The organism is Thermoactinomyces sp. DSM 45891 (assembly GCF_900119485.1).
GTDB lineage: Bacteria > Bacillota > Bacilli > Thermoactinomycetales > Thermoactinomycetaceae > Baia.
In genome coordinates this window covers 44,214-70,264 of record NZ_FPJZ01000003.1, presented here as the reverse complement: position 1 = coordinate 70,264, position 26,051 = coordinate 44,214, and the positions used below count along the sequence as shown (strand labels likewise).

The 26,051-nt window shown below is 40.3% G+C and carries 28 protein-coding genes, 1 riboswitch and 1 other annotated feature; of the genes, 24 read left to right on the top strand and 4 right to left on the bottom strand.

The genetic code is table 11. The features are described from left to right. The first annotated feature begins 19 nt into the window (after window positions 1-19). The 5 genes from spoIIGA to BT147_RS05025 all read left to right on the top strand — a co-directional run bounded on the left by spoIIGA (window position 20) and on the right by BT147_RS05025 (window position 3,816). A complete protein-coding gene (gene spoIIGA / locus BT147_RS05045; RefSeq protein WP_072331710.1) occupies window positions 20-931 on the top strand; it encodes a sigma-E processing peptidase SpoIIGA in 912 nt (303 codons plus the stop codon). A 33-nt stretch (window positions 932-964) separates the two neighbouring features. Beyond that, window positions 965-1,687 carry an RNA polymerase sporulation sigma factor SigE gene (gene sigE / locus BT147_RS05040; RefSeq protein WP_072331706.1) on the top strand — a complete coding sequence of 241 codons (723 nt, stop codon included), beginning with the start codon at window positions 965-967 and terminating at the stop codon, window positions 1,685-1,687. A gap of 152 nt (window positions 1,688-1,839) precedes the next feature. Then, entirely contained in the window at window positions 1,840-2,616 is a 777-nt protein-coding gene (gene sigG, locus BT147_RS05035; RefSeq protein ID WP_072331703.1) for an RNA polymerase sporulation sigma factor SigG, read from the top strand. Window positions 2,617-2,790: 174 nt separating this feature from the next. Next, a complete protein-coding gene (locus BT147_RS05030; RefSeq protein WP_072331701.1) occupies window positions 2,791-3,270 on the top strand; it encodes a DUF6530 family protein in 480 nt (159 codons plus the stop codon). Between the two features lie 21 nt (window positions 3,271-3,291). Continuing rightward, a complete protein-coding gene (locus tag BT147_RS05025; protein WP_072331698.1) occupies window positions 3,292-3,816 on the top strand; it encodes a D-glycero-alpha-D-manno-heptose-1,7-bisphosphate 7-phosphatase in 525 nt (174 codons plus the stop codon). Window positions 3,817-3,842: 26 nt separating this feature from the next. Here the strand turns inward: BT147_RS05025 and BT147_RS05020 are convergent, their stop codons facing one another. Beyond that, window positions 3,843-4,610: a nucleotidyltransferase domain-containing protein gene (locus tag BT147_RS05020; protein WP_072332000.1), complete on the bottom strand. Its 768-nt coding sequence runs from the start codon at window positions 4,608-4,610 to the stop codon at window positions 3,843-3,845. A gap of 195 nt (window positions 4,611-4,805) precedes the next feature. Here BT147_RS05020 and BT147_RS05015 point away from each other — a divergent pair, with 195 nt between their 5' ends. The 5 genes from BT147_RS05015 (at window position 4,806) to BT147_RS05000 (ending at window position 10,447) form a co-directional block, all read left to right on the top strand. After that, complete coding sequence (locus BT147_RS05015; RefSeq protein WP_072331695.1) at window positions 4,806-6,521, top strand: acyl-CoA dehydrogenase family protein; 1,716 nt, start codon at window positions 4,806-4,808, stop codon at window positions 6,519-6,521. A gap of 223 nt (window positions 6,522-6,744) precedes the next feature. Next, window positions 6,745-7,683 (top strand): ABC transporter ATP-binding protein, encoded by a 939-nt coding sequence (locus tag BT147_RS05010; RefSeq protein WP_072331691.1) that lies wholly within the window; start codon window positions 6,745-6,747, stop codon window positions 7,681-7,683. A 40-nt stretch (window positions 7,684-7,723) separates the two neighbouring features. Then, window positions 7,724-7,882, top strand: coding sequence for a hypothetical protein (locus BT147_RS15420; RefSeq protein WP_177239684.1), 159 nt, complete (start codon window positions 7,724-7,726; stop codon window positions 7,880-7,882). Window positions 7,883-7,999: 117 nt separating this feature from the next. Further along, complete coding sequence (locus tag BT147_RS05005; RefSeq protein WP_072331688.1) at window positions 8,000-8,980, top strand: dienelactone hydrolase family protein; 981 nt, start codon at window positions 8,000-8,002, stop codon at window positions 8,978-8,980. Window positions 8,981-9,019: 39 nt separating this feature from the next. Next, window positions 9,020-10,447: a sensor histidine kinase gene (locus BT147_RS05000; RefSeq protein ID WP_072331685.1), complete on the top strand. Its 1,428-nt coding sequence runs from the start codon at window positions 9,020-9,022 to the stop codon at window positions 10,445-10,447. Between the two features lie 164 nt (window positions 10,448-10,611). Here the strand turns inward: BT147_RS05000 and BT147_RS04995 are convergent, their stop codons facing one another. After that, entirely contained in the window at window positions 10,612-11,922 is a 1,311-nt protein-coding gene (locus BT147_RS04995) for a helix-turn-helix domain-containing protein (RefSeq protein WP_072331682.1), read from the bottom strand. Between the two features lie 580 nt (window positions 11,923-12,502). Between BT147_RS04995 and BT147_RS04990 the strand changes: the two genes are divergently transcribed. The 12 genes from BT147_RS04990 to BT147_RS04935 all read left to right on the top strand — a co-directional run bounded on the left by BT147_RS04990 (window position 12,503) and on the right by BT147_RS04935 (window position 23,282). Continuing rightward, a complete protein-coding gene (locus tag BT147_RS04990) occupies window positions 12,503-13,153 on the top strand; it encodes a response regulator transcription factor (protein ID WP_072331679.1) in 651 nt (216 codons plus the stop codon). 182 nt (window positions 13,154-13,335) lie between these two features. After that, entirely contained in the window at window positions 13,336-13,638 is a 303-nt protein-coding gene (locus BT147_RS04985) for a YlmC/YmxH family sporulation protein (RefSeq protein WP_072331676.1), read from the top strand. A gap of 51 nt (window positions 13,639-13,689) precedes the next feature. After that, complete coding sequence (gene pgeF, locus BT147_RS04980; protein ID WP_072331673.1) at window positions 13,690-14,517, top strand: peptidoglycan editing factor PgeF; 828 nt, start codon at window positions 13,690-13,692, stop codon at window positions 14,515-14,517. 6 nt (window positions 14,518-14,523) lie between these two features. Continuing rightward, window positions 14,524-15,207 carry a YggS family pyridoxal phosphate-dependent enzyme gene (locus BT147_RS04975; protein WP_072331670.1) on the top strand — a complete coding sequence of 228 codons (684 nt, stop codon included), beginning with the start codon at window positions 14,524-14,526 and terminating at the stop codon, window positions 15,205-15,207. 22 nt (window positions 15,208-15,229) lie between these two features. Further along, window positions 15,230-15,643 carry a cell division protein SepF gene (locus BT147_RS04970; RefSeq protein WP_218159110.1) on the top strand — a complete coding sequence of 138 codons (414 nt, stop codon included), beginning with the start codon at window positions 15,230-15,232 and terminating at the stop codon, window positions 15,641-15,643. 38 nt (window positions 15,644-15,681) lie between these two features. Beyond that, entirely contained in the window at window positions 15,682-15,951 is a 270-nt protein-coding gene (locus BT147_RS04965) for a YggT family protein (protein ID WP_072331994.1), read from the top strand. A 10-nt stretch (window positions 15,952-15,961) separates the two neighbouring features. Next, window positions 15,962-16,741 (top strand): YlmH family RNA-binding protein, encoded by a 780-nt coding sequence (locus BT147_RS04960; protein ID WP_072331667.1) that lies wholly within the window; start codon window positions 15,962-15,964, stop codon window positions 16,739-16,741. A gap of 101 nt (window positions 16,742-16,842) precedes the next feature. Then, window positions 16,843-17,811, top strand: coding sequence for a DivIVA domain-containing protein (locus tag BT147_RS04955; protein WP_072331664.1), 969 nt, complete (start codon window positions 16,843-16,845; stop codon window positions 17,809-17,811). Window positions 17,812-17,884: 73 nt separating this feature from the next. Next, window positions 17,885-18,123 (top strand) — a binding site (T-box leader). Between the two features lie 64 nt (window positions 18,124-18,187). Then, window positions 18,188-20,974: an isoleucine--tRNA ligase gene (ileS, locus tag BT147_RS04950; RefSeq protein WP_072331661.1), complete on the top strand. Its 2,787-nt coding sequence runs from the start codon at window positions 18,188-18,190 to the stop codon at window positions 20,972-20,974. Between the two features lie 81 nt (window positions 20,975-21,055). Beyond that, on the top strand, window positions 21,056-21,547 hold the full coding sequence (lspA, locus tag BT147_RS04945; RefSeq protein ID WP_072331658.1) for a signal peptidase II: 492 nt from the start codon (window positions 21,056-21,058) through the stop codon (window positions 21,545-21,547). A gap of 14 nt (window positions 21,548-21,561) precedes the next feature. Next, window positions 21,562-22,485: an RluA family pseudouridine synthase gene (locus tag BT147_RS04940; protein WP_072331991.1), complete on the top strand. Its 924-nt coding sequence runs from the start codon at window positions 21,562-21,564 to the stop codon at window positions 22,483-22,485. A gap of 305 nt (window positions 22,486-22,790) precedes the next feature. Continuing rightward, on the top strand, window positions 22,791-23,282 hold the full coding sequence (locus tag BT147_RS04935) for a class I SAM-dependent methyltransferase (RefSeq protein ID WP_177239682.1): 492 nt from the start codon (window positions 22,791-22,793) through the stop codon (window positions 23,280-23,282). 68 nt (window positions 23,283-23,350) lie between these two features. Here the strand turns inward: BT147_RS04935 and BT147_RS04930 are convergent, their stop codons facing one another. Both BT147_RS04930 and BT147_RS04925 read right to left on the bottom strand, forming a co-directional pair. After that, the gene (locus BT147_RS04930; RefSeq protein WP_072331652.1) at window positions 23,351-23,605 is read right to left on the bottom strand and encodes a YciI family protein; all 255 of its coding nucleotides are present in this window, start codon (window positions 23,603-23,605) and stop codon (window positions 23,351-23,353) included. A 69-nt stretch (window positions 23,606-23,674) separates the two neighbouring features. Next, complete coding sequence (locus tag BT147_RS04925) at window positions 23,675-24,250, bottom strand: TVP38/TMEM64 family protein (protein ID WP_286119111.1); 576 nt, start codon at window positions 24,248-24,250, stop codon at window positions 23,675-23,677. 167 nt (window positions 24,251-24,417) lie between these two features. After that, a riboswitch (TPP riboswitch) is annotated at window positions 24,418-24,518 on the top strand. A 60-nt stretch (window positions 24,519-24,578) separates the two neighbouring features. Between BT147_RS04925 and thiD the strand changes: the two genes are divergently transcribed. Together thiD and thiE are read left to right on the top strand one after the other, a co-directional pair. Beyond that, window positions 24,579-25,412, top strand: coding sequence for a bifunctional hydroxymethylpyrimidine kinase/phosphomethylpyrimidine kinase (thiD, locus tag BT147_RS04920; protein ID WP_072331647.1), 834 nt, complete (start codon window positions 24,579-24,581; stop codon window positions 25,410-25,412). Then, the gene (gene thiE, locus BT147_RS04915; protein WP_072331644.1) at window positions 25,372-25,995 is read left to right on the top strand and encodes a thiamine phosphate synthase; all 624 of its coding nucleotides are present in this window, start codon (window positions 25,372-25,374) and stop codon (window positions 25,993-25,995) included. The genes thiD and thiE overlap by 41 nt, the downstream gene beginning before the upstream one ends. The last annotated feature ends 56 nt before the right edge of the window (window positions 25,996-26,051 follow it).

Here is a 26,051-nt window from a genome sequence, read left to right as displayed (position 1 = left end):
CAGAGGAGGGATAGATTCTGTGACGGTTTATGCAGATGTCGTATTCCTTCTCAATGGCTGTATCGATTTATTGCTCCTATGGTTAACTTCTGGGATTCGTAAGCAGCGATTCACTTGGTGGAGGCTAGGGTGTGCGGCAATCATGGGGGGCATTTATGCTACCCTCCAACTATGGCCTGACTTTATTCCAGCATATTCGTTACCAGCTAAGTTATTAGTATCAATGCTGATGATTTGGTGTGCATTTGGCTATCACCATCCATACGCCTATCTACGAAATCTCGGAGTGTTCTATCTGGTTTGTTTTGTCACAGGTGGAGCCATGATGGCCCTGCATTACTTCATTACAGGGACATCTGACATTGGTGGAGGAATATTGTTTACAGAGTCTCCAAACGGATGGGGATCTCCAGTCTCATGGGTATTTCTCATGATTGGATTTCCACTGGTTTGGGGTTACACCAAGATTTCGTTTGGCTCAATTCAAGAGCGATCTGAATTTCATCAGTTTCTAGTACCTGTGCGAATCACATTAGGTGGGATAAAAGTGGATTGTACAGGGTTAGTTGACACAGGAAATCAGCTAAGAGATCCTATTACACGTTCGCCCGTCATGATGGTTGAGATGGAACAGTTACAAGATTTTCTCCCACAAGAAGTATTTACCATGGTTCGGGCTAAGGATTGGGAGAAAGGCTGGACGGAAATTCCGCCAGAGTGGATGATTAAAATTCGCATTATTCCGTATCGTGTTGCAGGTAGCGATCATGAAATGATGATTGCCTTTAAGCCAGATTCTGTGGAAATTTGGAAAGAAGATGAGTGGAATAATGTAGGAAAAGTTCTCATAGGAATAGATGTCGGACGAATCTCATCTGATGGAACCTATCAAGCTATTATTCATCCTTCTTGTTACTCTGTAGTAAGTTAAGTCACTATGTAGACCGATGAAAGGGGTAGATCCATGGTTATAAAGTGGAAGCTCTTATGCCAACTTTTTTGGTATCGTATGCTAATCTACATGGGGCTAAAAGGCGAAGAACTCTATTATATTGGTGGGAGTGAAGCACTGCCGCCACCGCTGACAAGAGAGGAAGAAGAACACCTTCTTCTACGCCTTCCAAGTGGAGATACTGCTGTTCGAGCGATGTTGATCGAAAGAAATCTTCGACTGGTTGTCTATATTGCCCGTAAGTTTGAAAATACTGGGATTAATATCGAAGATCTAGTCTCCATAGGCACAATTGGCTTAATTAAGGCAGTGAATACGTTTGATCCCTCTAAGAAAATTAAGCTAGCTACTTATGCTTCTCGTTGTATTGAAAATGAAATTTTGATGTTCCTACGTCGTAATAATAAGATTCGGTCCGAAGTATCTTTCGATGAACCCTTAAACATAGATTGGGACGGAAATGAATTATTATTATCTGATGTGATGGGAACGGAAAATGATATTATCTACCGTGATTTAGAAGATCAAGTAGATCGAAAAATTTTGCGTTCTGCTCTCTCAAATCTATCAGATCGTGAAAGAAAGATTATGGTTCTTCGCTTTGGTTTAGATGGTGGAGAAGAAAAGACACAAAAAGACGTTGCAGACTTACTTGGAATCTCTCAATCTTATATTTCTCGTTTGGAAAAAAGGATTATAAAGAGATTGCGAAAAGAATTTAACAAGATGGTTTGATCGTATCCTAGTTCATTATAAACAAGAACATTCGTTCGGTAAAGAGGGAATTTTTTGTTTGTAATGGTATAAATTTAATTTATTTGGGTTTGATTATAAATTTTCCTCCTCAGGAGATACTTACCAATAGTTGCATCTGAGGAGGTACATTTATGGCGCGGAACAAAGTAGAAATATGCGGAGTTGATACATCGAAGCTACCCGTACTAAAGAACCAGGAAATGCGGGTGCTGTTTCGCGAATACCAAGCTGGTGATCGCTCAGCCAGAGAAAAACTGGTAAATGGCAATTTGCGTCTTGTTCTAAGCGTTATTCAGCGCTTTAATAACCGTGGGGAAAATGTAGACGACCTTTTTCAAGTCGGTTGTATCGGACTTATGAAAGCAATTGACAACTTTGATTTAGGACAGAATGTTAAATTTTCTACGTACGCTGTGCCTATGATTATCGGAGAGATCCGGAGATACCTTCGTGATAATAACCCGATTCGTGTCTCACGTTCGTTGCGTGATATTGCATATAAAGCATTGCAGGTACGTGATGCGTTAACTAATAAACACTCTCGTGAACCAACTATTCATGAGATCTCTGAGATACTTAATGTTCCCAAAGAAGATGTCGTTTTTGCTCTGGATGCGATTCAGGACCCTGTATCGCTCTTTGAACCCGTCTATCAAGATGGCGGTGACCCGATTTATGTAATGGATCAATTAAGTGATGAAAGAACGAAAGATCTGCAGTGGGTAGAAGAGATTGCATTAAAAGAAGCATTAAATCGATTAAATGATCGGGAAAAAATGATCTTATCTATGCGTTTCTTCGAAGGAAAAACCCAGATGGAGGTTGCTGAAGAAATTGGGATTTCACAAGCGCAAGTATCCCGCTTAGAGAAAGCGGCGATCCATCAGATGTATAAGTATGTAACATAATAAGCTAAGAGCTTATCCGAGACCCTATTCGACATTTGACTGAGTAGGGTCTTCTGCTTGCCCAGTAAACAATATGGTTTCGGATTGACGAAAGTGGAAATGTAGAATATGATTATTTTAGTAAATTACTGATTTAGTAAATTACTAATTTATTGATTAGAAAGAGGGAGAAGAGTGAAACTGCCGACTACATTAAAACATAAGCCTGTTGTCGTATCAGAGAATTACGAACAGGTTGACGGAAGGCTTTCCCAACACACAGATGCAAAAGGGCTTTCGTTGGGATTAGCACAATGGAACGATCGAGGAAAAGTGGATATCTCTGCTAAAGTATGGAGATATACAGGAGAAAAATGGTCAAGACAATCAGAAGAACTACCACTCCACCGTGTTCTAGATCTATCTATCCTGATTTGTCGCTCGTTAGCTCATTTTCGTGAGGCATATAGATACGAGAATTTGTATGATCCACAAAAGCCTGTCATTGATCGGATTGGTTTGCAAGGAGATGCTATGACAGTAGCGATTTGTACAGACAATGAGAAAATTAATGAGGATATTAAGCTTTTTAGTCAAACATTAAGCGAAGACGATGAGATGATTAGTGAGCGACTGAGAACATTGGCAAAAATATTACGCGATATGGGGTATTGAAGAATACGGGAGGTAGTAGCGATGAATAAAGCGATCTTCTTAGATAGGGACGGCGTCATAAACGAATGCCAAAGTGATCGAGTTACCTTCGTTACATCTCCAAAAAACCTATTTCTATGCCAGGGGATAGTAGAAGATATTCAAGAGCTACGGCAAATAGGATTTAAAATTTTCGTTGTGACTAACCAAGGAGGCATTGACTGGGGTGTTCATTCACTCCAACAAGTAAATGCCATTCATGATCACCTACAGACGCGAATCGAAGTGGATGAGATTGTGATGTGTCCCCATCACCCAAGAAGGACGATATGTGATTGCCGAAAACCAAGCCCGAAGATGATTTTAGATTTAGCAAAGAAGCATCGTATCAATCTAGCTAAATCATGGATGGTGGGCGACCGAGATACAGATATTCAAGCAGGGGAAAGAGCAGGTTGTATGACTTTCCTCGTAAAACTGAATCAAGGTTTAGAAGAATTTATGAAGGTTCTACGGGAAAATCCTTCTTCTTCACAAAAAATGAAAAAAGGATCACAGCTTATGTAACGAATGGGCTGTGATCCTTTTTTCATTTATATCTTGATATGTAGCTCTTCCCAGATCAACTGATTCAGTAAAGTACTTTCTAATTTACGATCGGGTAAAGACGGGATTTGCGCTTCATAACGAGTTAATTCTTTCTGGATGAGAGCATTTAGCTCCATATCCATGTCAATCAACCCTAACTCATCCGACTCTTTTTTTAAGTCTACAAGTTGGTGAAACTTATTGAGGATCCAAGGATCTATACGAATTCCATCTAATAGACTCCAAACAAGTGTAGGAGGTGGGGTTTGATTTTGTTCGATCCAGTTTAGGCAAAATAAGGCCCGCAATAAATACAAATAGGCTTTGATTTTAACCTGCCCTTTTTGATTTACTTGTCTAAAATCGTGCCTTTTTGCTAGATTGAGATAATGAAAACTGGATCGCCTAATGGAGAAATGGTCGATCGCACATTTTCGTAATTGTTCAGCGATGTCGCCTTCCTCCTTGTATATGGTTGGAGAAGAAAGCCATTCCAACAAAGTTGCATTGGAGCTTTGAAACAAACGAAGTGCTTTAAATAAATCCCATCCATGGAAGTCTAGATCTTGTTGAATAGGGATTTCGATTACATCTCTAGGAGGATTTAATGAGAGGTATACTGGTACATTTCTCTTATAGATAAATCGGACATCGTAGTCGCTGTTAGCAGAGGCAAATCCCCAAGCCCTGCTTCCTGATTCAGCAGCATACAAAATTTCAACCCTGTGTTCTTCTTCAATTTGTTTCAGTTGATTCATGATGCTTGATTTCATAAGTGATAACTCCTCATTTTCTACATTTCCTCTGTGATACGTTTCCATTCCTTCTTCCTTCCCTGAATTTGTCGACTCCTAACTCCTATTATTTTGATCCAATTGATTTTTCCAATTTGAAGATGTAATAGGTTTTTATTTAAATATTGTCGAAATAAAGAGTAGGTATCTATTTTTTACAGAGGAGCTACTTACATGGATAACAAGAAACGTAATTGGTATCAAAACGATCCAATCATGCAAAGATATTTTCGGCAGTATGTATCTCATTTAAAAGATTGGGGAGAAGAGAGGCTCTATCAATTAGGCGAGTATTGTGCAGGTCCCATGGAGGAGCGAGCTCAGTATACAGACCGTGATGGGACACCTAAATTAATCCGTTATAACCGTCAAGGTGAGGAGATTAATGAAATTTGGTATAACGAAGGCTATCTGCAAACCGTAGGTGATTGTTATGAATGGGGTGTAGTGGGTTGGAGGTATCAGGAGGACGTACCTTGTAAGATTCCTTATTTCTATTCACAGTTGATGTTTATGTTGATGTCTAAAGCAGAGGTGGGCTTTACATGTCCGGTTACCTTAACGATGTCTGTTGCGTTTGTGATTGAAAAATATGCGACTGAGGAACAGAAAAAAGAATTCTTGCCGCGTTTAGCCAGTATGAACCGGGAAACCCTTCATCAAGGAGCTACGTTCTTAACCGAAATTCAAGGTGGATCGGATGTAGGTAGTGTTATGACAAAAGCAGTTAAGCATGGGGAGCATTATCTTTTGACAGGCGAGAAGTGGTTTGCAAGTAATTGTGATGCGGATGGAGCACTCATTTTAGCACGTACAGGAGAAACTTTAGGAACAAAGGGATTAAGCCTGTTTTATTTGCCGAAAAAGTTGAAGGACGGATCCAGGAATAACGTTTCGATCAGACGGTTAAAAGATAAGTTAGGCGTTCGAGCAGTGGCGAGTGGAGAACTTGTATTACAAGATGCGATTGGATATCTTATCGGCAAGGAGCAGGAAGGCTTTAAGTTAATGGCGGAAGCGTTAAATGTTTCGCGAATGTGTACGGCAACAGGTTCTCTAGCCATCTCGCAACGGGCTTTTTCAGAAGCGTTTACCTATGTAACAGAGCGCCATACTTTCGGAAATTCTCTGATCTCCTATCCGATGATTCGCGAGTCATTACTTAATATGATGGTAGATATAGAAGCAAGTTGGACTTTAGTGGCGCAGATGCTTTTACATTTTGACCGTGTCCATACGACACAAGAAGACTCTTTTCCTGATACGCTTACCCTATTACGGTGTTTGTTGGCCATGGCAAAAGTTAAGTGTAGCGAGCAATCGGTTCTCCACGCCAAAGAGTCATTAGAGATGCATGGTGGAAATGGATATATTGAAGAATATGTTACACCTAGACTTCTTCGTGATGCGCAAGTGAACACAGTGTGGGAAGGCGCAACGAATATTATGGCACTGGAATTTTGGAAAAATATGTCCCGTAATCAACCGGATGCTAACCAGAATATACTTTTACGCTTCTTGTCTAATGGGCTGAATGAGTTAACGTTGTCTGCATACGCAGAAGAATGTGAAATAGCACGGCAGGAGTTACAAAAAGTGAGTGGCCAGTTTGATTATCTAGTTCAAGCTGACCCACTCACACAACAAGCGCATGCACTTCACTTTCTCACATCCGTAACGCAGCTCGCGTGTGCTATTTTCCTCATGCAGCAAGCGGAGTATGGATGGAAACAGGATGGTGAGACACGAATGATCAAGGTAGCAAAGTACTATTGCAATCGAACTTATCGTCCTAGCCTGTATGGTATTGGTTCATCATGTATCCCAAGTGTGGAATATTTTGAAGAGATTGTAAGTGGTTTTGTGAATGGAAACGTGGTTAACGTATAGTTCGATGTACAATCGATAGAGAGGAAGTGGTTCCTTTTAGGGATGACTTCCTTTTGCCTTCTCTATAAAATGAAAAAAATTAATTATATAACATTTATATTGAATTGAATAGAGTAAAAAACATGGTACTTTCTAACTTTTATTTATCGGTATAAAATCAAATAGAGAGAATGATGCGGACGGATATACCTGAGAATCAGGGTTTATGAAAGGATATATTATGATGAAACATTCGATTGTCGTCGAAGAATTGGTTAAGAAGTATGATGATAAAGTAGTCGTAGACCATGTTTCCTTTTCAGTGTCTAAAAATGAGGTATTCGGACTGCTTGGCCCTAATGGAGCAGGAAAAACGACGATTTTAGAATCGATTATCGGCTTACGCTCTCCAACATCCGGAGAGATCCATATGGTAAATGAAAATTCAGCTACAAGTAGATCAAAGTTACTTGAGATGATGGCTCTCCAACCAGAAGAAGAAAATTTATTTCCTAACCTACTTGTTCGAGAACTTCTGGAGTTATTTGCTTCATTATATGAAAAATCAAGGCCTGTTATGGAGGTTCTCGAAGTTGTGAGATTAGCCGACAAACAAAATATGATGGTGAAAAAGCTCTCAGATGGACAGAAGAGGCGGTTGTTAATCGCTGTTTCACTCGTATCGGATCCAGAGGTCCTATTTTTGGATGAACCGACTAGCTCTCTAGATCCCCATGCACGACGATACATTTGGGAAGTGATTAAGGACATAAAAAGAAGAGGACGTAGTGTTCTCCTCACTACCCATTCGATGGAAGAAGCAGAGTCTTTATGTGACCAGATTGCTATATTAGATCAAGGAAAAATCATTGCTCAAGGGACACCGCAGGAGCTTATCAATCAGCATTCTCCGAAGCAACAATTAATTTTTGAGGTGGAGTCGGCCCCAACAGAAGAACAGCTACAGGAGCTAGGGTTGGGTGAGCTACTGATTTCAGAGACTACAGGAGGAAAAAAAGAAGTTTGTATCACTGCAACGCCTGTTACACGTCATCTATTGGACTCCCTAATTAGTAGTAAACTATTCGGATCGGTTGAATGGGAGAAAATAAGGATTGAAAGCGGAACATTAGAAGATGTATTTATCGAACTGACAGGTAAAGCGATGAAGAAGTGTATGTAGTAGAGATCAGAGCAATTAAGCAAAGAAATGAGGTGGATGTATGAAGCAGATTCATTTTATTATAAAACTTATGATCGTGCTGAGTGTAGGTGTCTTTCTCGAAAATACGGATCAGAAGGTCCTGTTACAAAACGATAAGATAAACGAAAATCAAAAAGTTGCTAACGCTGAAATCGGGCGTTTTTTTTTGTTTGTTTAATATAATTAAATTATGATATTTATAATTGACTATACTATATTTTTATAATATAGTATTCATAAATTTGGATATGATACCATACGTGGATCAGAGTATTAGTTTCCGAAAGGAATGACCATGAATCAATATATTTCTGCGCTGATCGATTCGATTGTGTTGACGAACTTTTGTCGAAAGAAAAGTAGACAATCTCAGTTCAAGCCAGTTGATGGAAGTAGCTATGAGTCTACTGAAAAAGGGCTAGACCTAGCATTTCCTAAACCAACTTTAGACGATATTCAACTTAGTCCAATTGGAAATTTCACAGAATATGAGATGGGGACGTATTCCTATACAAGCGGGATCGAGTTAGATTTATGCCAGAAACTTTTAATGGGAGAGTACTATCTTCAAAAAAATAAGGACCAACAAGTTCATGTAATCGTGATACATGGTTGGAAGAGTGATGGCTTGGATCGTGGGAAAAGGTTGTTCCTCGATTCTTTTTCTGCTTTGGGCTATAATCTCTTTTTTGTCATGCTCCCGCATCATATGCATCGGATGGATTCAAGCTCGGACTATAGTGGTGAATTTATGATCAGTGCTCACATAGAACGGACGATTCAAGCTTTCCAACAAGCAGTAACGGAAATTCGCAAACTCATATATTGGTTAAAAAAGCAACGTGGCGGTAAGGTTGTAGTAATTGGGATAAGCTTAGGTGGATTAATTGCCAATTTGATAAGCGTAGTAGAAGAGGAAGTAGATCTACTCGTTTCCGTAATGTATGCAAATAACTTATCTCATACAGTATGGAATACACCAGTGGGGAATGATATCAAACAGGATTTAGAAAACCATGGTGTGGATTATCATACATTGCAAGAGTATTGGGGGATTTTAGAACCGAGTCGTTTTGTGCCTAGAGTTTCCAAAGAAAACATCTTGCTGATTAGTGGGTTGTATGACCAGTATGTTGAATTGGCAGATTCGAAACAACTCTGGAGTGCGTGGGGAGAGCCGAAACACATCCTTTATAAGTGTGGACATGCTGGAATTGCTTTATACAGAAAGAGAATTGCTCAAGATGTCGCCCAGTTTATTCAACATCAATTATGAAAAAACAAAAATGATTCTATTTAAGGGTGGATATCTCCGATGCTATTTGTTTTTATGTGTTTAATGGCAATGGGAATTGTATTAATTGTGACGGAACCGAAAAGTATAAGTGTACGTTGGGCAAGTACAACCATTTTTTGTGGAGCATCTGGTGGTTTGTCGGCAGTGATAGAAGATGATCTCATGCCTTTTTGTGTAGGTGACTCCTTTTTATTCGAACTTGCTATGTTTGGTAACAACTTGACTTCATTTATCACACAGTATGGCGTACCCTATTCGTTTCTTATGTTTGCTATTGTAAAATCATTTTCTCCTTCGAAAAAAAATCTGTGGTTATGCTCTATCTTGTTATTTATTCCGATTATTCTTACGTTTTTATTGAACCCATTTTATCCCCGTTTTATCGTGCCTTACTTAACGGGACTTGTTTGGATTGGGCCTTATGTGTTAGTAGCATCGCTTTTGCTGATTTATTCGTATGTGAAGGAAGAGAACCCGTTTGCGAAGCGGGAGAGATTTTGGACCAATGTTGCTTATATACCTACGATTCTATTTGTGGTTATCACGAATAACTTGGTACGTGGATTGGGGTATGAAAGTGTATGGAGATTTAACTTGTGGATTGTGATGTATGCAGCAGGCGTTTTTTTATATGCTGTTTTTAGAGATGGTTTTGCGGGAGTAAGACTATTGATTCAAAAACATCAAATGAATCAATCACTCAAGGCAGTTCATATCGGTACTGCTTTTCTTCATCACTCTTTAAAAAATGATTTAGGTATCATCAAACTACTTGGCCATAAAGTAGATCACATGGCGAGTCTGAGTGGAGATAAAGAGTTAAAGACAGATGTGAATATTATTATTGATTCCTATGAGCGAATTCAGTTTCTCTTAGACAAAATTCAATATCAAACAAATGAAAGAGAACTGCAACTTACTTCGAACAGTTTAACTGATATGGTAGAAAATAGTTTACAAAGGTTAAAGCCTCTATCGGAAAAGAGAGAGATTCAGGTTCATTCGGTGTTTCCTGAGATAGAGTTTAGATGGATGTGTGATCAACTTCAAATTGAAGAAGCCATTCATAATATCCTAATGAACGGAATCGATGCGATGCCAAACGGTGGGGAACTGTTTGTTCGAATCTATTATACTTCTAAGCAAGCAAGAGTCGTAATCAAAGATACCGGTGTAGGAATATCGGCCAAACATTTAAACCGTATTATAGAGCCTTTTTTCTCAACAAAGCAAAATCTAGAAAACAACATGGGTCTGGGTCTTACATACTGCTATAGTGTCCTTGATAAGCATGGTGGTTCATTGGAATTTCATAGTCAACTAGGTGAAGGAACAACTGTGTTGATGTCCTTTCCGCTGACAAAGGAGGGGTCAATTTGGAGCCAATTCACGTCCTATTGGTCGAAGACGATCCGCGGTGGAAATGAGGACTTACCGAATACTTAGAGAGACAACCGAATTTATGTGTAGTGGGGCATTGTGCAACAAGGAAGGAACTATTCAACTTCCGCGTGCTGGTTACATATGCATTGACTATGGCTCATAGTGCAGAAGTGTCAACATTATATTGAGATAAGAACAATATACAATGTTGACACTTCTAAATGAATCTACATATCTAATTTTAATTCTAACTCCCTATATCTCTTTAAGCAGTCAACTGCCTTTTCACTATCATTAGCGTGGTCGTAGCAAGCGCTTAATCGGAGCAGAATTTTCTTTTCTTTTTTTACTAACCATTGTTGATTGGAAAGCTCCATTGCTTTTTCATATAAGGTAATAGACTGATACAGCATACTCTGATCGTAAAAAAAACAATCTGCAAATGTTATAAGTGCTTCCACATAGCGGCAATTAGTATATTTAATTTGTTCTGATAGGGATAAGGCTTCTGTGAAATAATGATTGGCTTCGTTTAGGTTGTTTTCTTTCATAGAAATCTTACCTAGTTCGACTAGAATCGTAATAAACGAAGGAAGATTTGTTGTGGAGCTTTTGAAAGAAAGAGCTGTATTCAACTTTGCTTTTGCTTGCATTAGTCTCCCGATCTTGGCTTCAATGGAAGCATGGATAGTTACCAATTCAATTATATTTTCTACTTTTTGATTTTGTAGACAAATCGTAATTCCATGGCCTAAGCAGTCAAGCGCTTCTTCGTACAGATGGTCATGAAGTAAAAGCTTGCCAAAATGTTCATGTATTTTTATATAATTATTTATGTTAGTAATCTCATCTCTAATATCCCATAATTTAATAATTTCCTTCCTTGCTCTCTCGATTTTACCAATTTTATCATAAAGAATTATCTTGCTACTAAGTAAATCTGCAAAATAATTTTGTCGTGTTCCTTCATGATCCCAGCACTGAATCGCTTCATTATTTAATTCAATTGCGGTTCGTACATCATTTTTTTGATACTGGAGAAGTGACAAGGAGTGCAGACACATACTTAATGTATTCATGCGTTCATCGTCTGTATTTAGTCTTCTAGAGAGGTCGATGGATACTTCAAAGTCTTTCTTTGCTTTTCTAATTCTCTTTTCATAAACATGTATTTTACCCGTTAAATAGTAAATCCATGATAAAAAGTAAGTGCTGGTTTTTTTTAAGCACTCAAGTTGTTCAAAAGAGTCGTTGAGACCTATTTGTAAATCAATTTTGTACTCAAGAATTCTTAATATTTCTAGAGTGTTTTCCATGTCAGTATCGTTTTCAGATGTTGAAAGTATTCTGCAGGTAGTCGTGCCAAGTATCATTGCGAAATTTTCAATTTGATTTTCACGTACACCTTTTCCGTTTTCAATTCTGGAAACCATAGACTTGGAAAGTCCTAACTTTTCGAAGTCAGTTAGTTTCTTGTTTTGTTCCTTCCGTAATTTGCGAAGAGCTTTTCCTATTAATAATCTTTCTTCATGTGTCAAGTACGATCACCTAATCTGTAACAGAATATTTGAAGTTACGAAAATGTAAAATAATGGAATTCAAAAGGGCATGCGCGACGTTTGGCTACGTTGCAGTTTACTAAGAGTATAAATGCTATATATTTTTAATGTCTAGATGAAAGATTCATATTTGAGAATTCTCGTGATTAAATCATTAAAACTCTGCAGTTAGATATACTTTTTTGCCAAATTTATAGCCCAATGTGAAATGGATAGATTTTTTGAACAAGATATATGAAATTGGATGAGAATTCTCGATAGTATACTCGGTTTATGAAAATGGGTAGAGTTGAATGGGTTGAAATGTTTTGAGAGAATGGAAAAACAAGGGGAAGATAAAGTACGGTTATCTAGATAGTCTGAAAATGATATTTTGACTTACAGGAGCCACTATAGACGGATGCCCGATCTGTTTTATTCGTATTTTCATATGAGGCTAGGGTCTTATTTATTGTGATAGCGGTCTCGATATGCAAGGTGATTTATTGGAATTTCATAGTCAACTAGGAGAGGGAACAACGGTACTGATATCGTTTCTGTTGACAAAGGAGGGGTCAATTTGGAACTAATTCACGTCCTATTGGTCGAAGACGATCCGCGGTGGCAACGAGGACTTACTGAATACTTGACGAGACAACCCGATTTATGTGTAGTGGGGCATTGTGAGACAAAGGAAGAAGCGATTCAATTTGCTAGCAGTATGGAAAAAGTAGATGTTATCTTAATGGATATTTGTTTAGCAGGGTCGGCCAGCGGGATTGAGGCGACTTTGGAGATCTGTCAGTTTCACCAAGCAAAAGTAATTATGCTTACCTCGCTAGAGGAGGATCACTTTATTTTAGATGCTTACGGGGCAGGAGCAGCTAATTATATTGTGAAGTCCAACTTCGAGGAGATTCCAAATATGATTCGTTCTACCTACTATCATAATCCTCAGCCCCGGTTTGCCCATAAGATTCTGAAGGAGTTTCGAAGACTGGTTCGATTTGAGAGAAGCCAGCTTGAAATGGATAAAATACAATCTTTGTTAACCCCAACCGAGAAAAATATATTAAAGCTAATGATAAAAGAATGTTCTCAGAAAGAAATAGCAGCGGAGCTCTTTATATCGGTTGGGACGGTAAAAAAACATGTTTCTAGTATCATGCGTAAATTGGAATGCAAGTCGAGTCAAGAAGTAGTGAAAAAAGTGACTCAAATCATAGTGTAGAATCAACTGAATCTCAGAAACGATATGTTTTTCATAAGGAAATCTTATGGGAGGTGTATCACATTGGAGATTCTTTTTTATTTTTGCCGCAACCTTTTTCAATCAATGGTACAGATTTATATACCCTATACATATACATAAATTACATTTGCGAAAGATAGGATGACAGGGGGATTACCTTGATGATCAAAATCTCTGATCTCCAAAGTAAAGAAGTAGTAAATATAGCGGATGGACGGAAGTTGGGGCAGATTCACGATTTGGATTTGGATTTGCGAGCAGGTGTCGTGCGAGCTATTATTGTACCAGGTGAAACAAAGTTTTTTGGATGGTTTGCTGGGGGGCAGGAGTGGGTAATACCTTGGAAACAAATTGTGAAGATTGGTTCGGATGTGATTTTGGTTCGTCTTGACCATCGCTTTCAAGAAATTGTGTCACCATATGGCCAACTTCCATGGTCGAACCAGAATGAATCCTCTCACTAATTCTATGTCAATCCCTCAAACTATGGTAAGATAATACAGGGAGGGGACTACATGGAACCATTTCAAATGCAAAAGAAATCTAGTATTCCCTACTTTGCTCTCGAGCTTTGGCAGGAAGAGTTCCCCCATCTGACAGTGGGGTTTTCTGCTAGAGAAGAGGGTTCTTCCTCTATGTGTCATAACTATGCATTACATGTGGAGGATCAACCACCACGTGTAGTCGAAAACAGGAAGAGTTTGATGCGGGATCTTTCTTTCTCCTTGGATTCTTTTACCTGTGGTGAACAAGTCCACGGGGTAAATATCGCCTATGTGACTGATGAGGACCGAGGACGAGGAAATCAAGATCGAGAGTCTGCATTTTCAGATACCGATGGACTTTTTTCACGTGAGGAAGATATTCTTCTTGCCTCTTTCTATGCTGATTGTGTGCCACTCTTCTTCTATGCTCCTGATATAGATGTAATTGGAGTTGCCCATGCTGGCTGGAAAGGAACTGTCCAGAAAATCGGTCCCAAAATGATTGCTGAGATGGTTACTAAAGGGGCAGATCGTTCGAAAATTCGGATGGCAATTGGCCCATCAATTGGCGCATGTTGCTATGAAGTGGATGAACATGTGTTACGTCCGATGAAGGATGCGCTAATGTGTCAGGTGTTGCCTCTGGCCGTTGCGCTTCCAACAGCTACTTACAAAGCAATGCTAGATTTAAAAGAGGCAAATGCACAATTATGTAAACAGGTTGGTTTACGGGATGATCAAATTGTGAAATCTAACTATTGTACAAGCTGTTCAAATGAACATTTCCATTCTCATCGCAGAGATAAAGGCGATACAGGTCGTATGGTTGCTTTTATTGGCAAGCGAGTAAGGAGTTAAATCTTCATGCAAGAGGTAGAAAACCGCTTAAGTGAAGTCCAACTAAGGATTGGACAAGCTTGTCACCGAGTAGGGCGGGATCCAGCTGAGGTCAACATGGTAGCAGTAACGAAATATGTAGATCTTGATAGAACAAGGCAAGTTCTAAATGCAGGATGTCTTCATCTAGGAGAGAGCCGAGTGCAAGATGCGGTTCCCAAGTGGAAAGAATTACATAACCGTGGTACTTGGCATATGATTGGCCATCTTCAACGGAATAAGGCGAAAGAAGTGGTGGGTAGATTTTCCTATCTCCACTCCCTTGAAAGTATTGAGTTGGCGAAAGAAATTGATCGGCGTGCACAGTCTATTCAAGCGAAGATGAGATGCTTTATTCAAGTGAATATTTCAGGTGAAGGGACGAAATTTGGAATTTCTCGGAAAGAATTAGAAGATTTTACGATAGAGATGGCGAATTTCTCTAGTATCGAAGTTGTTGGCTTAATGACGATGGCGCCCCATATCGAAAATCGGGAGGAAATCCGCTCCGTTTTTCGGGAGCTAAAAGAATGCCAGCATCGATTACAAAAGAAGCAAATTCCTCATGTTCCCATGACAGAGTTGTCAATGGGTATGTCGCAAGACTTTGAAATAGCCATTGAAGAAGGAGCAACATGGATTCGTCTCGGTTCCGTTCTGGTGGGGGAATAAGGGGAATGTTAGAAGGAGGAGAATGAACTTGACCTTTATGAATCGGGTCATGAATTTTTTTGGCGTCAATGAGGATGAGGAACAGTTAATTGAGGAGAATGAATCTGGTGATGCTCATCCGTCCCCTACTAAAGGAAAAAGTAACATCGTGTCGTTACATTCTCAAAAAAATGTCCGTCTTATGCTAATTGAGCCACGGGTTTTTGAAGAGACACAAGAGATTGCTGATAACTTAAAAAGCCATCGCCCTGTTGTTGTAAATCTTCATCGGGTTCGCCGTGATCAGGCGACTCGTGTAATTGATTTTTTGAGTGGAACCGTCTATGCTCTAGGTGGGAGTATCCAACGAGTAGGCGCTCATATTTTTATCTGCACGCCATCTAATGTAGATGTGCAGGGAACGATTACTGAAATTCTACAAGATGACGCACTCTAAGCCGCAAGTGAGGTGACTCTTGTCACGTGTCTATCATAATGATCAACCAAATTTTAAATTATGCTTTCTATGCGTATTCGATTGCCTTGATGATCTATATCTTGATGTCTTGGCTCCCACAGGTACGTCAATCTCCAATTGGTGTTTTTATGGCCCGTATTTGTGAACCTTATTTGGCAGTGTTCCGACGGTTTATTCCACCGATCGGAATGATTGATATATCGCCGATTATTGCTCTTTTTGCATTGCAGTTAGTACAACGTGGATTATATGTAGTATTAAGTTTCATTTTTAGTTTAATTAGTTGAGGCATAAAAAATGAACAATTCTAAGGTCTTTATGCATTTTCGCCCTGAAGAGCGCCCTTTTGTAGAGCGTTGCTTTGATTGGATCACATCAGCTAGAAAGCGGAGTATGATTGTTACCACTCCTTTTCTAGATCCTAGAGAACAGTTCATCTATCAGTCGATCTGTAATCGGGAGGCAGAGTTCGTTTCTCTGTTAGATGGTGGCTATCCAGTTGCCGAGCGAAAAAGGGTGATCATGGCACCTGACTACTTTTCCATAGACGAAACTTGGTCTGATGTAGCTTTTTTACGGATTGAGTCATCTGATCGCAGGCCGCTTGAACATCCTGATGTATTAGGGGCGGTGCTAGGTCTTGGAATCAAGCGAGAGATGATTGGTGATATACAGCCTCATAACCATGGTTGTGATTTGGTTGTCGCGCGTGAGATGAGTGATTTTCTCCCTCTTCATCTGTCTTCAGTAGGCCGTAAAAAGGCTACTGTGCAGACCATCGCGCGAGACCAATTTTTTTATTCTGAACCAGACCGGATTACGAGAAACATTATCGTAGCATCGCTTCGACTAGATGCTATTATATCAGAGGCATTTCACATATCCCGTTCTAAATCACAGTTGATGATTAAAGGGAAGAAATGTAAAATAAATTGGCAGCTTGTTGACCAAAGCGATAAATTGGTAGAACCGGGTGACACGATCTCTGTGCGGGGATCAGGGAGGGTCTGTGTGATTTGTGTCGAGAAATTAACAAAAAAAGGAAGAAATGTCGTGCGTATTTTATCCTTTTCTTGAATCAATCCACCTAATTTTGGTTATTGGGTGGTCAAATAGAAGGATATCTGATAATATTGTCGAATAGAAAAGGCAAGCAAATAGACTCAGGAGGTGCGGTAATGAAACTAACACCTTATGATATTCATAATAAGGAGTTCAAACGATCATTCCGTGGATATGATGTTGACGAGGTTAATGACTTTTTAGATCAGATTATTAAAGATTTTGAGTTGCTGACTCGTGAAAAATTAGAGATGGAACAACAGGTTGAAGATTTACAAGCTGAACTAGAGCGCATTATGGACGGAGAAGCGTTCAGTCAGACAAGGCCTCAACCGCAATACCAAGTAGATCCAGTTCAACCGATGATGACGCAACAACAGCAACAGCAACAGCAACAACAAAATCAATACCCAACACCACAGAATCAAATGCAGATGCAACAACAAATGCAACAAATGCAGCAGCAGATGCAGAACCAGTTGCAAGCTATGCAACCAAATACCAATGCACTTGCTTCTATGGAGCAAAGCATTCATAAGTCTATTCGTGTGGCACAAGAAGTGGCAGAGGAAGTACGCTTGAATGCGAAGAAAGAAGCAGAGTTGATCGTTCAAGAGGCAGAGAAGAATGCCGATCGTATCATCAACGAAGCTCTACAAAAAGCTCGTGCCGTTCACAGCGAATTGCTTGATTTGAAACAAAAATCAACGATCTACCGTGCTCGCTTCCGTACTTTGGTACAATCTCACTTGGATGTTTTAGATAACTCTTCTTGGGAATCTTTGGAAGAACTAGAGGAGAATCTAGAGGAGACAGGTAAGCAGTTGGATGCATTTGCTGAGCAATCTGTAACACCTTCACTTGAGCAACCTCAGAATCAACAAGAGTACTTGATTGAGGGAGCAAATGGCTTTGGAAATGAATATGATGAGTTTCCAAATGAGTTCCCTAACGAACTAGCAAACGAATTCCCACAAATGGGTGAAAACCATATGCTCGGAGAGGTGGCTTCTACATACATGGAGGACGACCAAGAGCCAAACCTTCGTAGAACACGAAAAATGCGTAAAAAAGCAATGTTTTAGAAGAAATAGCCTTGCAGATGTTAACAAATACCTAACATCTGTGTATAATGATGAATAACATATTCTCATAGCCATAATGGTTTTGATCGGGACAAGTAGAGCGATACGATTTTGTGAAGCGAACTGAGGTTTGGTGCGAGCTCAGTCAAATCTTCGCTCGAAGATCACCCGTGAACTGTTGTCCGAAATCGTCAGAGAGTAGGATGGACCGTATCATTCACGTTACGAATGTTAGAGCGGATTTGATCGTTTCTATGTTTAGACGATCAGAGCCATTAGGGTGGTACCGCGGGAAACCTTCTCGTCCCTAGAGGATGATGAAGGTTTTTTGTGTTGTATTGTATATGATGATTCTAAGATGAAGGATGTGTAGTAGATGGCTGATTATCGTAGTACGATTCATTTACCTGTTACCGATTTCCCGATGAAGGGAAATCTTCCTAACCGAGAGCCAGAGATGCAGAAATGGTGGGACGAAGTTGATATTTATCGTTTGGTTCAGGAGAAACGCAAAGGATCTCCTCAGTTTATTTTGCATGATGGACCTCCTTATGCGAATGGGGATATCCATGTTGGTCATGTGTTAAATAAATCGCTGAAGGATTTTGTCGTTCGCTATAAAAGCTTAAATGGGTTTGATGCGCCTTATGTACCTGGATGGGATACACATGGTTTGCCGATTGAGCACGCGGTTGTGACGAAAAAGAAAGTGGATCGCAGGACAGTGAGTGTGGTTGATTTTCGTAATCTATGTACTGAATATGCTCTATCTTTTGTCGAAAAACAAGCTAATCAATTTAAGCGTATGGCAATTCGTGGTGATTTTGAAAACCCATATATCACCTTACAACCAGAGTATGAATCAGCACAGATTCGTCTGTTCGGAGATATGGCTCGCAAGGGACATATCTACCGCGGAATGCGTACGGTCTATTGGTCTCCGACTTCAGAATCTGCGCTTGCAGAGGCGGAGATCGAGTACCAAGAGAAACGTTCAGCATCGGTATATGTGAAGTTTCCAGTGCAAAATGGGAATGGGATCTTGGACGAGGAAAATACTTTTGTCGTCATCTGGACCACCACTCCATGGACTATCCCTGCTAACTTGGCTATTTCGTTAAATCCTGAGCTTGCGTACAGTGCCGTTCAAGTGGGACATGAGAAATATATCGTGGCCACTGAACTGATAGAGGCGGTTATGAAGACAGCGGAAGTGGAGGAGTATGAAGTCGTTTCTACTTGGGTGGGCCGTGAGTTAAATGGAATTGTATGCCGACATCCATTTTATGATCGTCCATCTCCATTGGTATTTGGAGATCATGTAACGCTTGATGCAGGTACGGGTTGTGTTCATACAGCTCCTGGACACGGTGAAGAAGATTTTGCTGTTGGGCAGCGATATGGTTTAGAGGCACTTTGCCCTGTTGATGGACGTGGAGTATTTACTGCACAAGCTCCAGGTTTTGAGGGAATGTTCTACGAAGATGGTAATAAAAAAGTGTCCGAATTGCTAGAGGAACAGGGCTTATTGCTTAAGTTGAGCTTTATCAAGCATCAGTATCCACATGACTGGAGAACCAAGAAGCCAATCATCTATCGTGCGACGGAACAATGGTTTGCTTCGATTGATGGATTTAGGCAGGAGATGCTGGACGAGATCAAGGATGTAGAGTGGTTGCCAGCGTGGGGAGAAGTGCGTTTAGGCAATATGATTGCTGACCGCGGAGATTGGTGTATTTCTCGTCAGCGTACATGGGGTGTACCGATTCCTATTTTCTATTGTCAAGATTGCACGGAACCACACATCAATGATGAGACGATCAATTTTATCGCGAATCTGTTTGCAAAAGAAGGATCTACCTCTTGGTATGCAAAAGACGTAAGCGATTTAATGCCAGCTGATCAAAAATGTAGCAAATGTGGGTGTGCCGACTTCCGTAAAGAGACTGATATTATGGATGTGTGGTTTGATTCTGGAAGTAGTCACTTTGCTGTACTCGCACAGAGAGATGACCTAAGTTTCCCAGCGGATTTGTATATCGAGGGATCTGACCAGTATCGTGGTTGGTTTAATTCTTCTCTTTCCACTTCTGTCGCTACAACTGGAAAAGCGCCTTATAAACAAGTTGTTTCCCATGGGTATGTGCTAGATGGTGAAGGGCGTAAGATGTCTAAGTCGATTGGAAACGTAGTCGATCCGAATAAAGTGGCAAATCAATACGGTGCTGACATCCTACGTCTATGGGTTTCTTCTGTTGATTATCAATCGGATGTAAGAATCTCAGATCCGTTGATCAAACAAGTAGCTGAAGTTTATCGGAAGTTGCGTAATACATTCCGTTTCCTTTTAGGCAACCTGGCGGATTTTGATCCAGCTGAGAACCGTGTACGTTATGATCAGCTAACCGAACTGGACCGTTATGTATTATCTAAGCTACAGGGCCTCATCAAAACGGTTACCCATGGGTATGATACGTATGATTTTCACCAGGTATATGGCAGTATCCATACGTTTTGCACTGTGTTCTTAAGCCAATTTTATCTAGATGTATTAAAGGATATTCTTTATGTTGAAGAGACAGACTCCCTACAACGTCGTTCAGCTCAAACGGTTATGTATGAGATCCTAAGAGCTTTAGATGTGATGATCAGTCCGATTATCCCTCATACAGCAGAGGAAGTATGGAAGTACATCCCGGGTCTGAGAGAACAGAGTGTTCAACTTGCTGATTTCCCCGTAATGGATGGTACGTTATGTGATCAAACACTAGAGGATAAATGGGATCGATTCCTTGATATTCGAAGCGTTGTGTTAAAAGCACTCGAACAAGCACGTGCAGAGAAGTTGATCGGAAACTCCTTGGGAGCTACAATTGAAATCGTACCAAATTTAGAGAGCGCGCAGTTGCTAGCAAATTTAGATAACCTTCATCAACTCTTTATCGTCTCTGGAGTAGAGGTTTTACCTGCCTCTTCGGAAGTTCCTGCCGATCAGAAGGTAGAAGTGATCGTTCATGTAGCCGAAGGAGAAAAGTGTAACCGTTGCTGGACCCTTTCTCCTACTGTTGGAACGCATTCATACAGTAAACATCAGGAGTTATGCGAGCGGTGTGCAAGTATTGTTGAAAAAGAGTATCCTGATTTTGAGACAGAAGCGGAGTAGTCACTATCAATGTTTGGTAAGGAGAGCGAGTATACAGGGATGTATGCTCGCTTGTAGTGCTAATACAGGGAGGTACCCCACTTGAGATATTGGCTCACAGCATTGACTATCATTTTGGTAGATCAGTGGACAAAATGGCTAGTTGCTTCTAAGATGACACTGGGGGAGTCGATTACGGTTATCGATGGATTCTTTCATCTTACTTCCCACCGAAATCGTGGAGCGGCGTTCGGTATTTTACAAAATCAAAAATGGTTTTTTATCACGGTTACGTCTATTGTAATTTGTGTTTTGATCTATTTCCTATGGGTGAGCCGCAAGGAGCACCCACTTATGAAGTGGGGATATGCGATTGTATTAGGGGGGGCGATCGGCAACTATATCGATCGCGTTCGAATGGGTGAAGTCGTAGATTTTCTACATTTCCAGTTTGGTTCCTATGACTTTGCGATTTTCAATGTAGCAGATAGTGCGGTTTGTATAGGAGTAGCAATCTTATTTCTTGGTATATTATTAGAACCAGGAAACCCTGTCCCAGAAAAATTAGAGTCCAATCATACGAAGGAAGCATAAAAATGAGCGAACAAATGGCAGTAGTTACGTTGCAAGTGGAGGAAGACCGTTCTGGAGAGCGATTGGATAAATGGGTGAGTACCTATGATCCTGATTGGTCTCGTGTGCGGGTTCAGGAGTGGATTAGTGAAGGTTTGATCACGGTAGATGGTAAGCCGAAGAAGTCGAACTATAAAGTTCGTACAGGCGAGACGGTGGAGATTTCCGTCCCGTCTGTGGAAGAGTTACAAGTGGAAGCGGAAAACATCCCACTTGACATCGTATACGAGGATGAAGATGTGATTGTCGTGAATAAACCGCGAGGTATGGTTGTGCACCCTGGAGCTGGTAATCATACAGGAACCCTCGTAAATGCGCTGTTGTACCACTGCAAGGATAGCTTATCCGGAATTGGTGGGGTGGCTAGGCCAGGTGTCGTACATCGGATTGATAAAGATACTTCTGGTTTATTGATGTTAGCTAAAAATGATCATGCTCATCATTCTTTAGTGGATCAATTAAAAGCGAAAACAGTAGAGCGGGTTTATGCAGCGATTGTCCATGGGTTAATTCCTCATGAGCATGGAACAGTAGATGCTCCAATCGGTCGTGATCCGATCCACCGCCAGCGCATGGCGATCAATCACAATAATGGCAAGGATGCTGTTACCCATTTCCGGGTCAAAGAGCATTTGAAAGATACTTCTCTTATCGAGTGTAGGCTTGAAACGGGACGTACCCATCAAATTCGGGTTCACATGAAATATATTAACTTCCCTCTTGTGGGAGATCCTGTATACGGACCTTCCAAAAGCCCTATACGCTTTGAAGGTGGTCAAGCTCTGCATGCGCAAGTCCTTGGATTTGAACATCCCAGGACAGGTGAGTTTATGAGATTTGAAATTGAGCCGCCAGAAGATTTTCAAGCGTTGTTACGGAAATTAAGAAATCAAATGTAGAAAAAATCATACTCTTCCCCTTCTGATTTCACTTCTGATTTCAGAAGGTTTTTTGTGTACATCATTAGGGGGAAATTGATAGGAACCGTATGATTCATATTTTCATAGAATATAGAGATTTATATATTTGCTAAGGGAAGGGAGATAGTATGGGTAGATTAAAAGCATATTTTGAGTCAAATGATAAACGATTAATCCATAAATGGGATCATTATTTCGAGATCTATGAACGTCATTTTCAACGATTCGTGAATCAGAAAGTAAATATTCTGGAAATAGGTGTCCAACACGGTGGCTCCCTTCAAATGTGGAAAAATTACTTTGGAGAACAAGCAACCTTATATGGTATAGACATTGATCCACGGTGTAAGTGTGTAGAGGAAGATCGAATAAAAATTATTATTGGTGATCAAGGTGACAGGGATTTTTGGAGAAAAATAAAGCCTGAACTCCCTGAATTTGATATTATTATTGATGATGGTGGTCACTTGATACATCAGCAGATCATAACATTTGAGGAAATGTTCCCTGTTCTTTCAAATAACGGGGTATTTCTTGTAGAAGATCTTCACACAAACTATTGGAGCGAAATAGGTGGAGGGGTACACAGTAATAATTTTATTAATTATTCCAAAAATATAATCGATTCCTTAAATGGCTGGCATCAGCAGCCACAAAATATAGATCTATTTACTACTTCTACTTGGTCCATTTGCTGTTATGACTCTGTTTTGGTTTTTGAAAAAAAACCTCGGAGTCAACCTTTTCATAAAATGACAGGGAACCCTTCATTTTAGAAGTTTTTCCTAATAAGGGGCTACTCTTTTTGGAACAGCCCCTTATGCTTTGTATAGTGACAAAGGAGTCATGCTTTCCATTCGTGCAATTCTAATCTGCGAACTCCTTGTAGTACATAAGGATCTTGCCCAGCTAGTTCTTGAGCTTCCTCTAGAGAATTAGCTAGATAGATTACTAAGCCGCCTGCACCATCAGTAAAAGGCCCCTTGGCAAAGATTTTTCCCTGTTGTTCTAAGTTTTGAAGATAATCTACGTGCGCTGCACGAAATTCCAGATTTAACTCAGGTTTCTCCATATGTAAAATGGCCGCATATTTTAACATGTCGTATCCCCTTATTAGATATCGGATGCTTAACAACAGATCAGTAGATGTATAATCTAAGCATACAAATTAAGTGTCCTCTTTTTGAGGGGTGTTTGCAAGTCTGTTTTTCTTCCTCTTTTTTAAATACCATAAGAGAGTACCAGAGACTACCAAGCCTAGAATGGTCCATTGTAAAGTTTGACCAAGTTGTTGAAACCCGAGGAATGTGATTACTTCCAGTGTGATGGAAGGGATTTTGCCGATGCCAGTTGTCCAGATGAAATCAATGAGTCGGACATTAGTAAATGCACCTGCTAGGTTTATAATCCCTGACGGGAAAAAAGGGGCTAATCGGACTGTTATGAGGGTAAGTTGTTGTTTGCGTCTAGGGAGGGAGTTGCATTTTTGTATCCAACGCCAATCGTCTGTATTACTCCCTTTCCACTGTTGAAAGCCTTTTCGGTATAACCAAAATGCGAGTGAAGATCCAACTAATTCACTTAGCCAAGATAATAAGAAACCCCACCACGGGCCCCAAAGAACGATGTTGATTCCGGTTACAAATAAGGAAGGGATGACACCTACTAAATTTAATAGAACAGTAAATAGAAAGCTAAGTGGGATGCCCCATAAACCAAGGGCGGAGAAAAAATCTAGTATCATTTGTGCCAAGAGGTCACCTCAAATCAAAGCAATAACATCATTTGTTTTTAAGTTTACTTGTTATTTTCATGGAATACCATGGGAAATTAAATTATCTTCATTCTAAAATTTGACGATAAAATGAAAATATGGTATTTTGAACTTGTTTCATTTCAATAACATATGGATCGAACCACTAGGGGAATCAAGGCGATTGAGACGGGAGAAACCCGGACCCTTTGAACCTGATCTAGTTGATACTAGCGTAGGGAAGTGGAGTAGACTTGTACATTGATGAGTCGCTCCTCCTAGGTGCGGCTTTTTTGTTATGTGAAGGGAAGGATGAGATGTGGGGAGGAAGCATGTTCTTACCATTGCTGGAAGTGATAGTGGGGGTGGAGCAGGGATACAGGCAGATCTGAAAGTTTTTTCTGCGCTGGGGACATATGGCATGAGTGTCATTACAGCAGTTACCGCCCAAAATACGCGGGGAGCTACAGCGATTCAAGAGATTGATGCACACGTAGTAAAATCCCAATTGGATGCGGTGTTTTCAGATATCCGAGTAGATGCTGTGAAAATTGGGATGGTTTCGAATCATGAAATTATGAGTGTTATTGCAGATAGCATACAGCGTTATCAACCGCCTCATGTAGTGATTGACCCAGTCATGATTGCGAAGTCTGGTGACGCTTTATTACAAGAGGAATCCATTATGACGTTGCAAAATGTTCTCCTTCCAATGGCAACGATCATTACGCCTAATGTGCCTGAAGCGGAAGTATTACTCGGATGTAGCATCACTTCCATCGAGGAAATGAGACAAGCGGTTAGAAAACTCGCCATAAAGATGAATACACTGGTGTTACTAAAGGGTGGTCATCTCAATGGAGATGCCATTGATATCCTTTCCACAGGCAGGGAGTTTAGCAATCCGCGTATTCATACCCCGCATACGCATGGTACAGGCTGTAGCCTTTCTTCTGCTATTGCGGCCTATCTTGCTTTAGATGATCCAGTAGATGAGGCAATCGCAAAGGCGAAGGAGTATGTATTTCAAGCGATTTGTTATGCTTTTCCAATTGGAGATGGTCATAGTCCCATTCACCATTTTTATCAGTGGGACCAAGGAGGCAAGAGACGTGACATTAGCACAGGATCTTCGTCTTTACCTTGTCACTGATGAGTACCCTGATCTTTTGTCACGTGTAGAAAAGGCAATTCAAGGGGGAGTTACTTGCGTTCAGCTTCGACGAAAGAAGATCACGGACGACCAATTTATCGAAGAGGCTTTGCAGATGAGAGAACTGTGTCGGCAGTATCAAATTCCCTTTGCTATCAATGATCGTGTAGAAATAACTCGTGAAGTAGAAGCAGATTGGTTACATATTGGTCAAGAGGATAAGGGAATTCTATATGCAAGGGCAATCGTGGGATCCAAGATAAAGATTGGGGTATCCGTGCATAGTGTTGAAGAAGCATTAGAGGCTGAGAGTTCAGGTGCCGATTATGTAGGTGTAGGCGCTTTATTCCCAACATCGTCCAAGCCTGATACGATCCCACTTCATCTCAATACCTTACGATCCATCCGAAATGCGATTGATATTCCTATCGTCGGGATCGGTGGTATTACGGAAGAGAATATAAAAAGGGTTCCATCTGATGTGGTAGACGGATTTGCTATTATATCTTCTATACTATCTGCACCTAATCCTAAGTCTGCGGCAGTTCGGATGAGGAAAATGGTGGAGCGCAATATTGGATAATGAGACCTGGATAGTCTGTGATTCATCAACAGATTCAACGGATCAGAAGACATAGA

Excerpts from the sequence above, each read along its gene's own strand:
- sigE (WP_072331706.1), top strand. The coding sequence starts at position 965 with ATGGTTATAAAGTGGAAGCTCTTATGCCAACTTTTTTGGTATCGTATG.
- sigG (WP_072331703.1), top strand. The coding sequence starts at position 1,840 with ATGGCGCGGAACAAAGTAGAAATATGCGGAGTTGATACATCGAAGCTA.
- BT147_RS05025 (WP_072331698.1), top strand. The coding sequence starts at position 3,292 with ATGAATAAAGCGATCTTCTTAGATAGGGACGGCGTCATAAACGAATGC.
- BT147_RS05020 (WP_072332000.1), bottom strand. The coding sequence starts at position 4,610 with ATGAAATCAAGCATCATGAATCAACTGAAACAAATTGAAGAAGAACAC.
- BT147_RS05015 (WP_072331695.1), top strand. The coding sequence starts at position 4,806 with ATGGATAACAAGAAACGTAATTGGTATCAAAACGATCCAATCATGCAA.
- BT147_RS05010 (WP_072331691.1), top strand. The coding sequence starts at position 6,745 with ATGAAACATTCGATTGTCGTCGAAGAATTGGTTAAGAAGTATGATGAT.
- BT147_RS15420 (WP_177239684.1), top strand. The coding sequence starts at position 7,724 with ATGAAGCAGATTCATTTTATTATAAAACTTATGATCGTGCTGAGTGTA.
- BT147_RS05005 (WP_072331688.1), top strand. The coding sequence starts at position 8,000 with ATGAATCAATATATTTCTGCGCTGATCGATTCGATTGTGTTGACGAAC.
- BT147_RS05000 (WP_072331685.1), top strand. The coding sequence starts at position 9,020 with ATGCTATTTGTTTTTATGTGTTTAATGGCAATGGGAATTGTATTAATT.
- BT147_RS04985 (WP_072331676.1), top strand. The coding sequence starts at position 13,336 with ATGATCAAAATCTCTGATCTCCAAAGTAAAGAAGTAGTAAATATAGCG.
- pgeF (WP_072331673.1), top strand. The coding sequence starts at position 13,690 with ATGGAACCATTTCAAATGCAAAAGAAATCTAGTATTCCCTACTTTGCT.
- BT147_RS04975 (WP_072331670.1), top strand. The coding sequence starts at position 14,524 with ATGCAAGAGGTAGAAAACCGCTTAAGTGAAGTCCAACTAAGGATTGGA.
- BT147_RS04970 (WP_218159110.1), top strand. The coding sequence starts at position 15,230 with ATGAACTTGACCTTTATGAATCGGGTCATGAATTTTTTTGGCGTCAAT.
- BT147_RS04965 (WP_072331994.1), top strand. The coding sequence starts at position 15,682 with ATGATCAACCAAATTTTAAATTATGCTTTCTATGCGTATTCGATTGCC.
- BT147_RS04960 (WP_072331667.1), top strand. The coding sequence starts at position 15,962 with ATGAACAATTCTAAGGTCTTTATGCATTTTCGCCCTGAAGAGCGCCCT.
- BT147_RS04955 (WP_072331664.1), top strand. The coding sequence starts at position 16,843 with ATGAAACTAACACCTTATGATATTCATAATAAGGAGTTCAAACGATCA.
- ileS (WP_072331661.1), top strand. The coding sequence starts at position 18,188 with ATGGCTGATTATCGTAGTACGATTCATTTACCTGTTACCGATTTCCCG.
- BT147_RS04940 (WP_072331991.1), top strand. The coding sequence starts at position 21,562 with ATGGCAGTAGTTACGTTGCAAGTGGAGGAAGACCGTTCTGGAGAGCGA.
- BT147_RS04935 (WP_177239682.1), top strand. The coding sequence starts at position 22,791 with ATGTGGAAAAATTACTTTGGAGAACAAGCAACCTTATATGGTATAGAC.
- BT147_RS04930 (WP_072331652.1), bottom strand. The coding sequence starts at position 23,605 with ATGTTAAAATATGCGGCCATTTTACATATGGAGAAACCTGAGTTAAAT.
- BT147_RS04925 (WP_286119111.1), bottom strand. The coding sequence starts at position 24,250 with ATGATACTAGATTTTTTCTCCGCCCTTGGTTTATGGGGCATCCCACTT.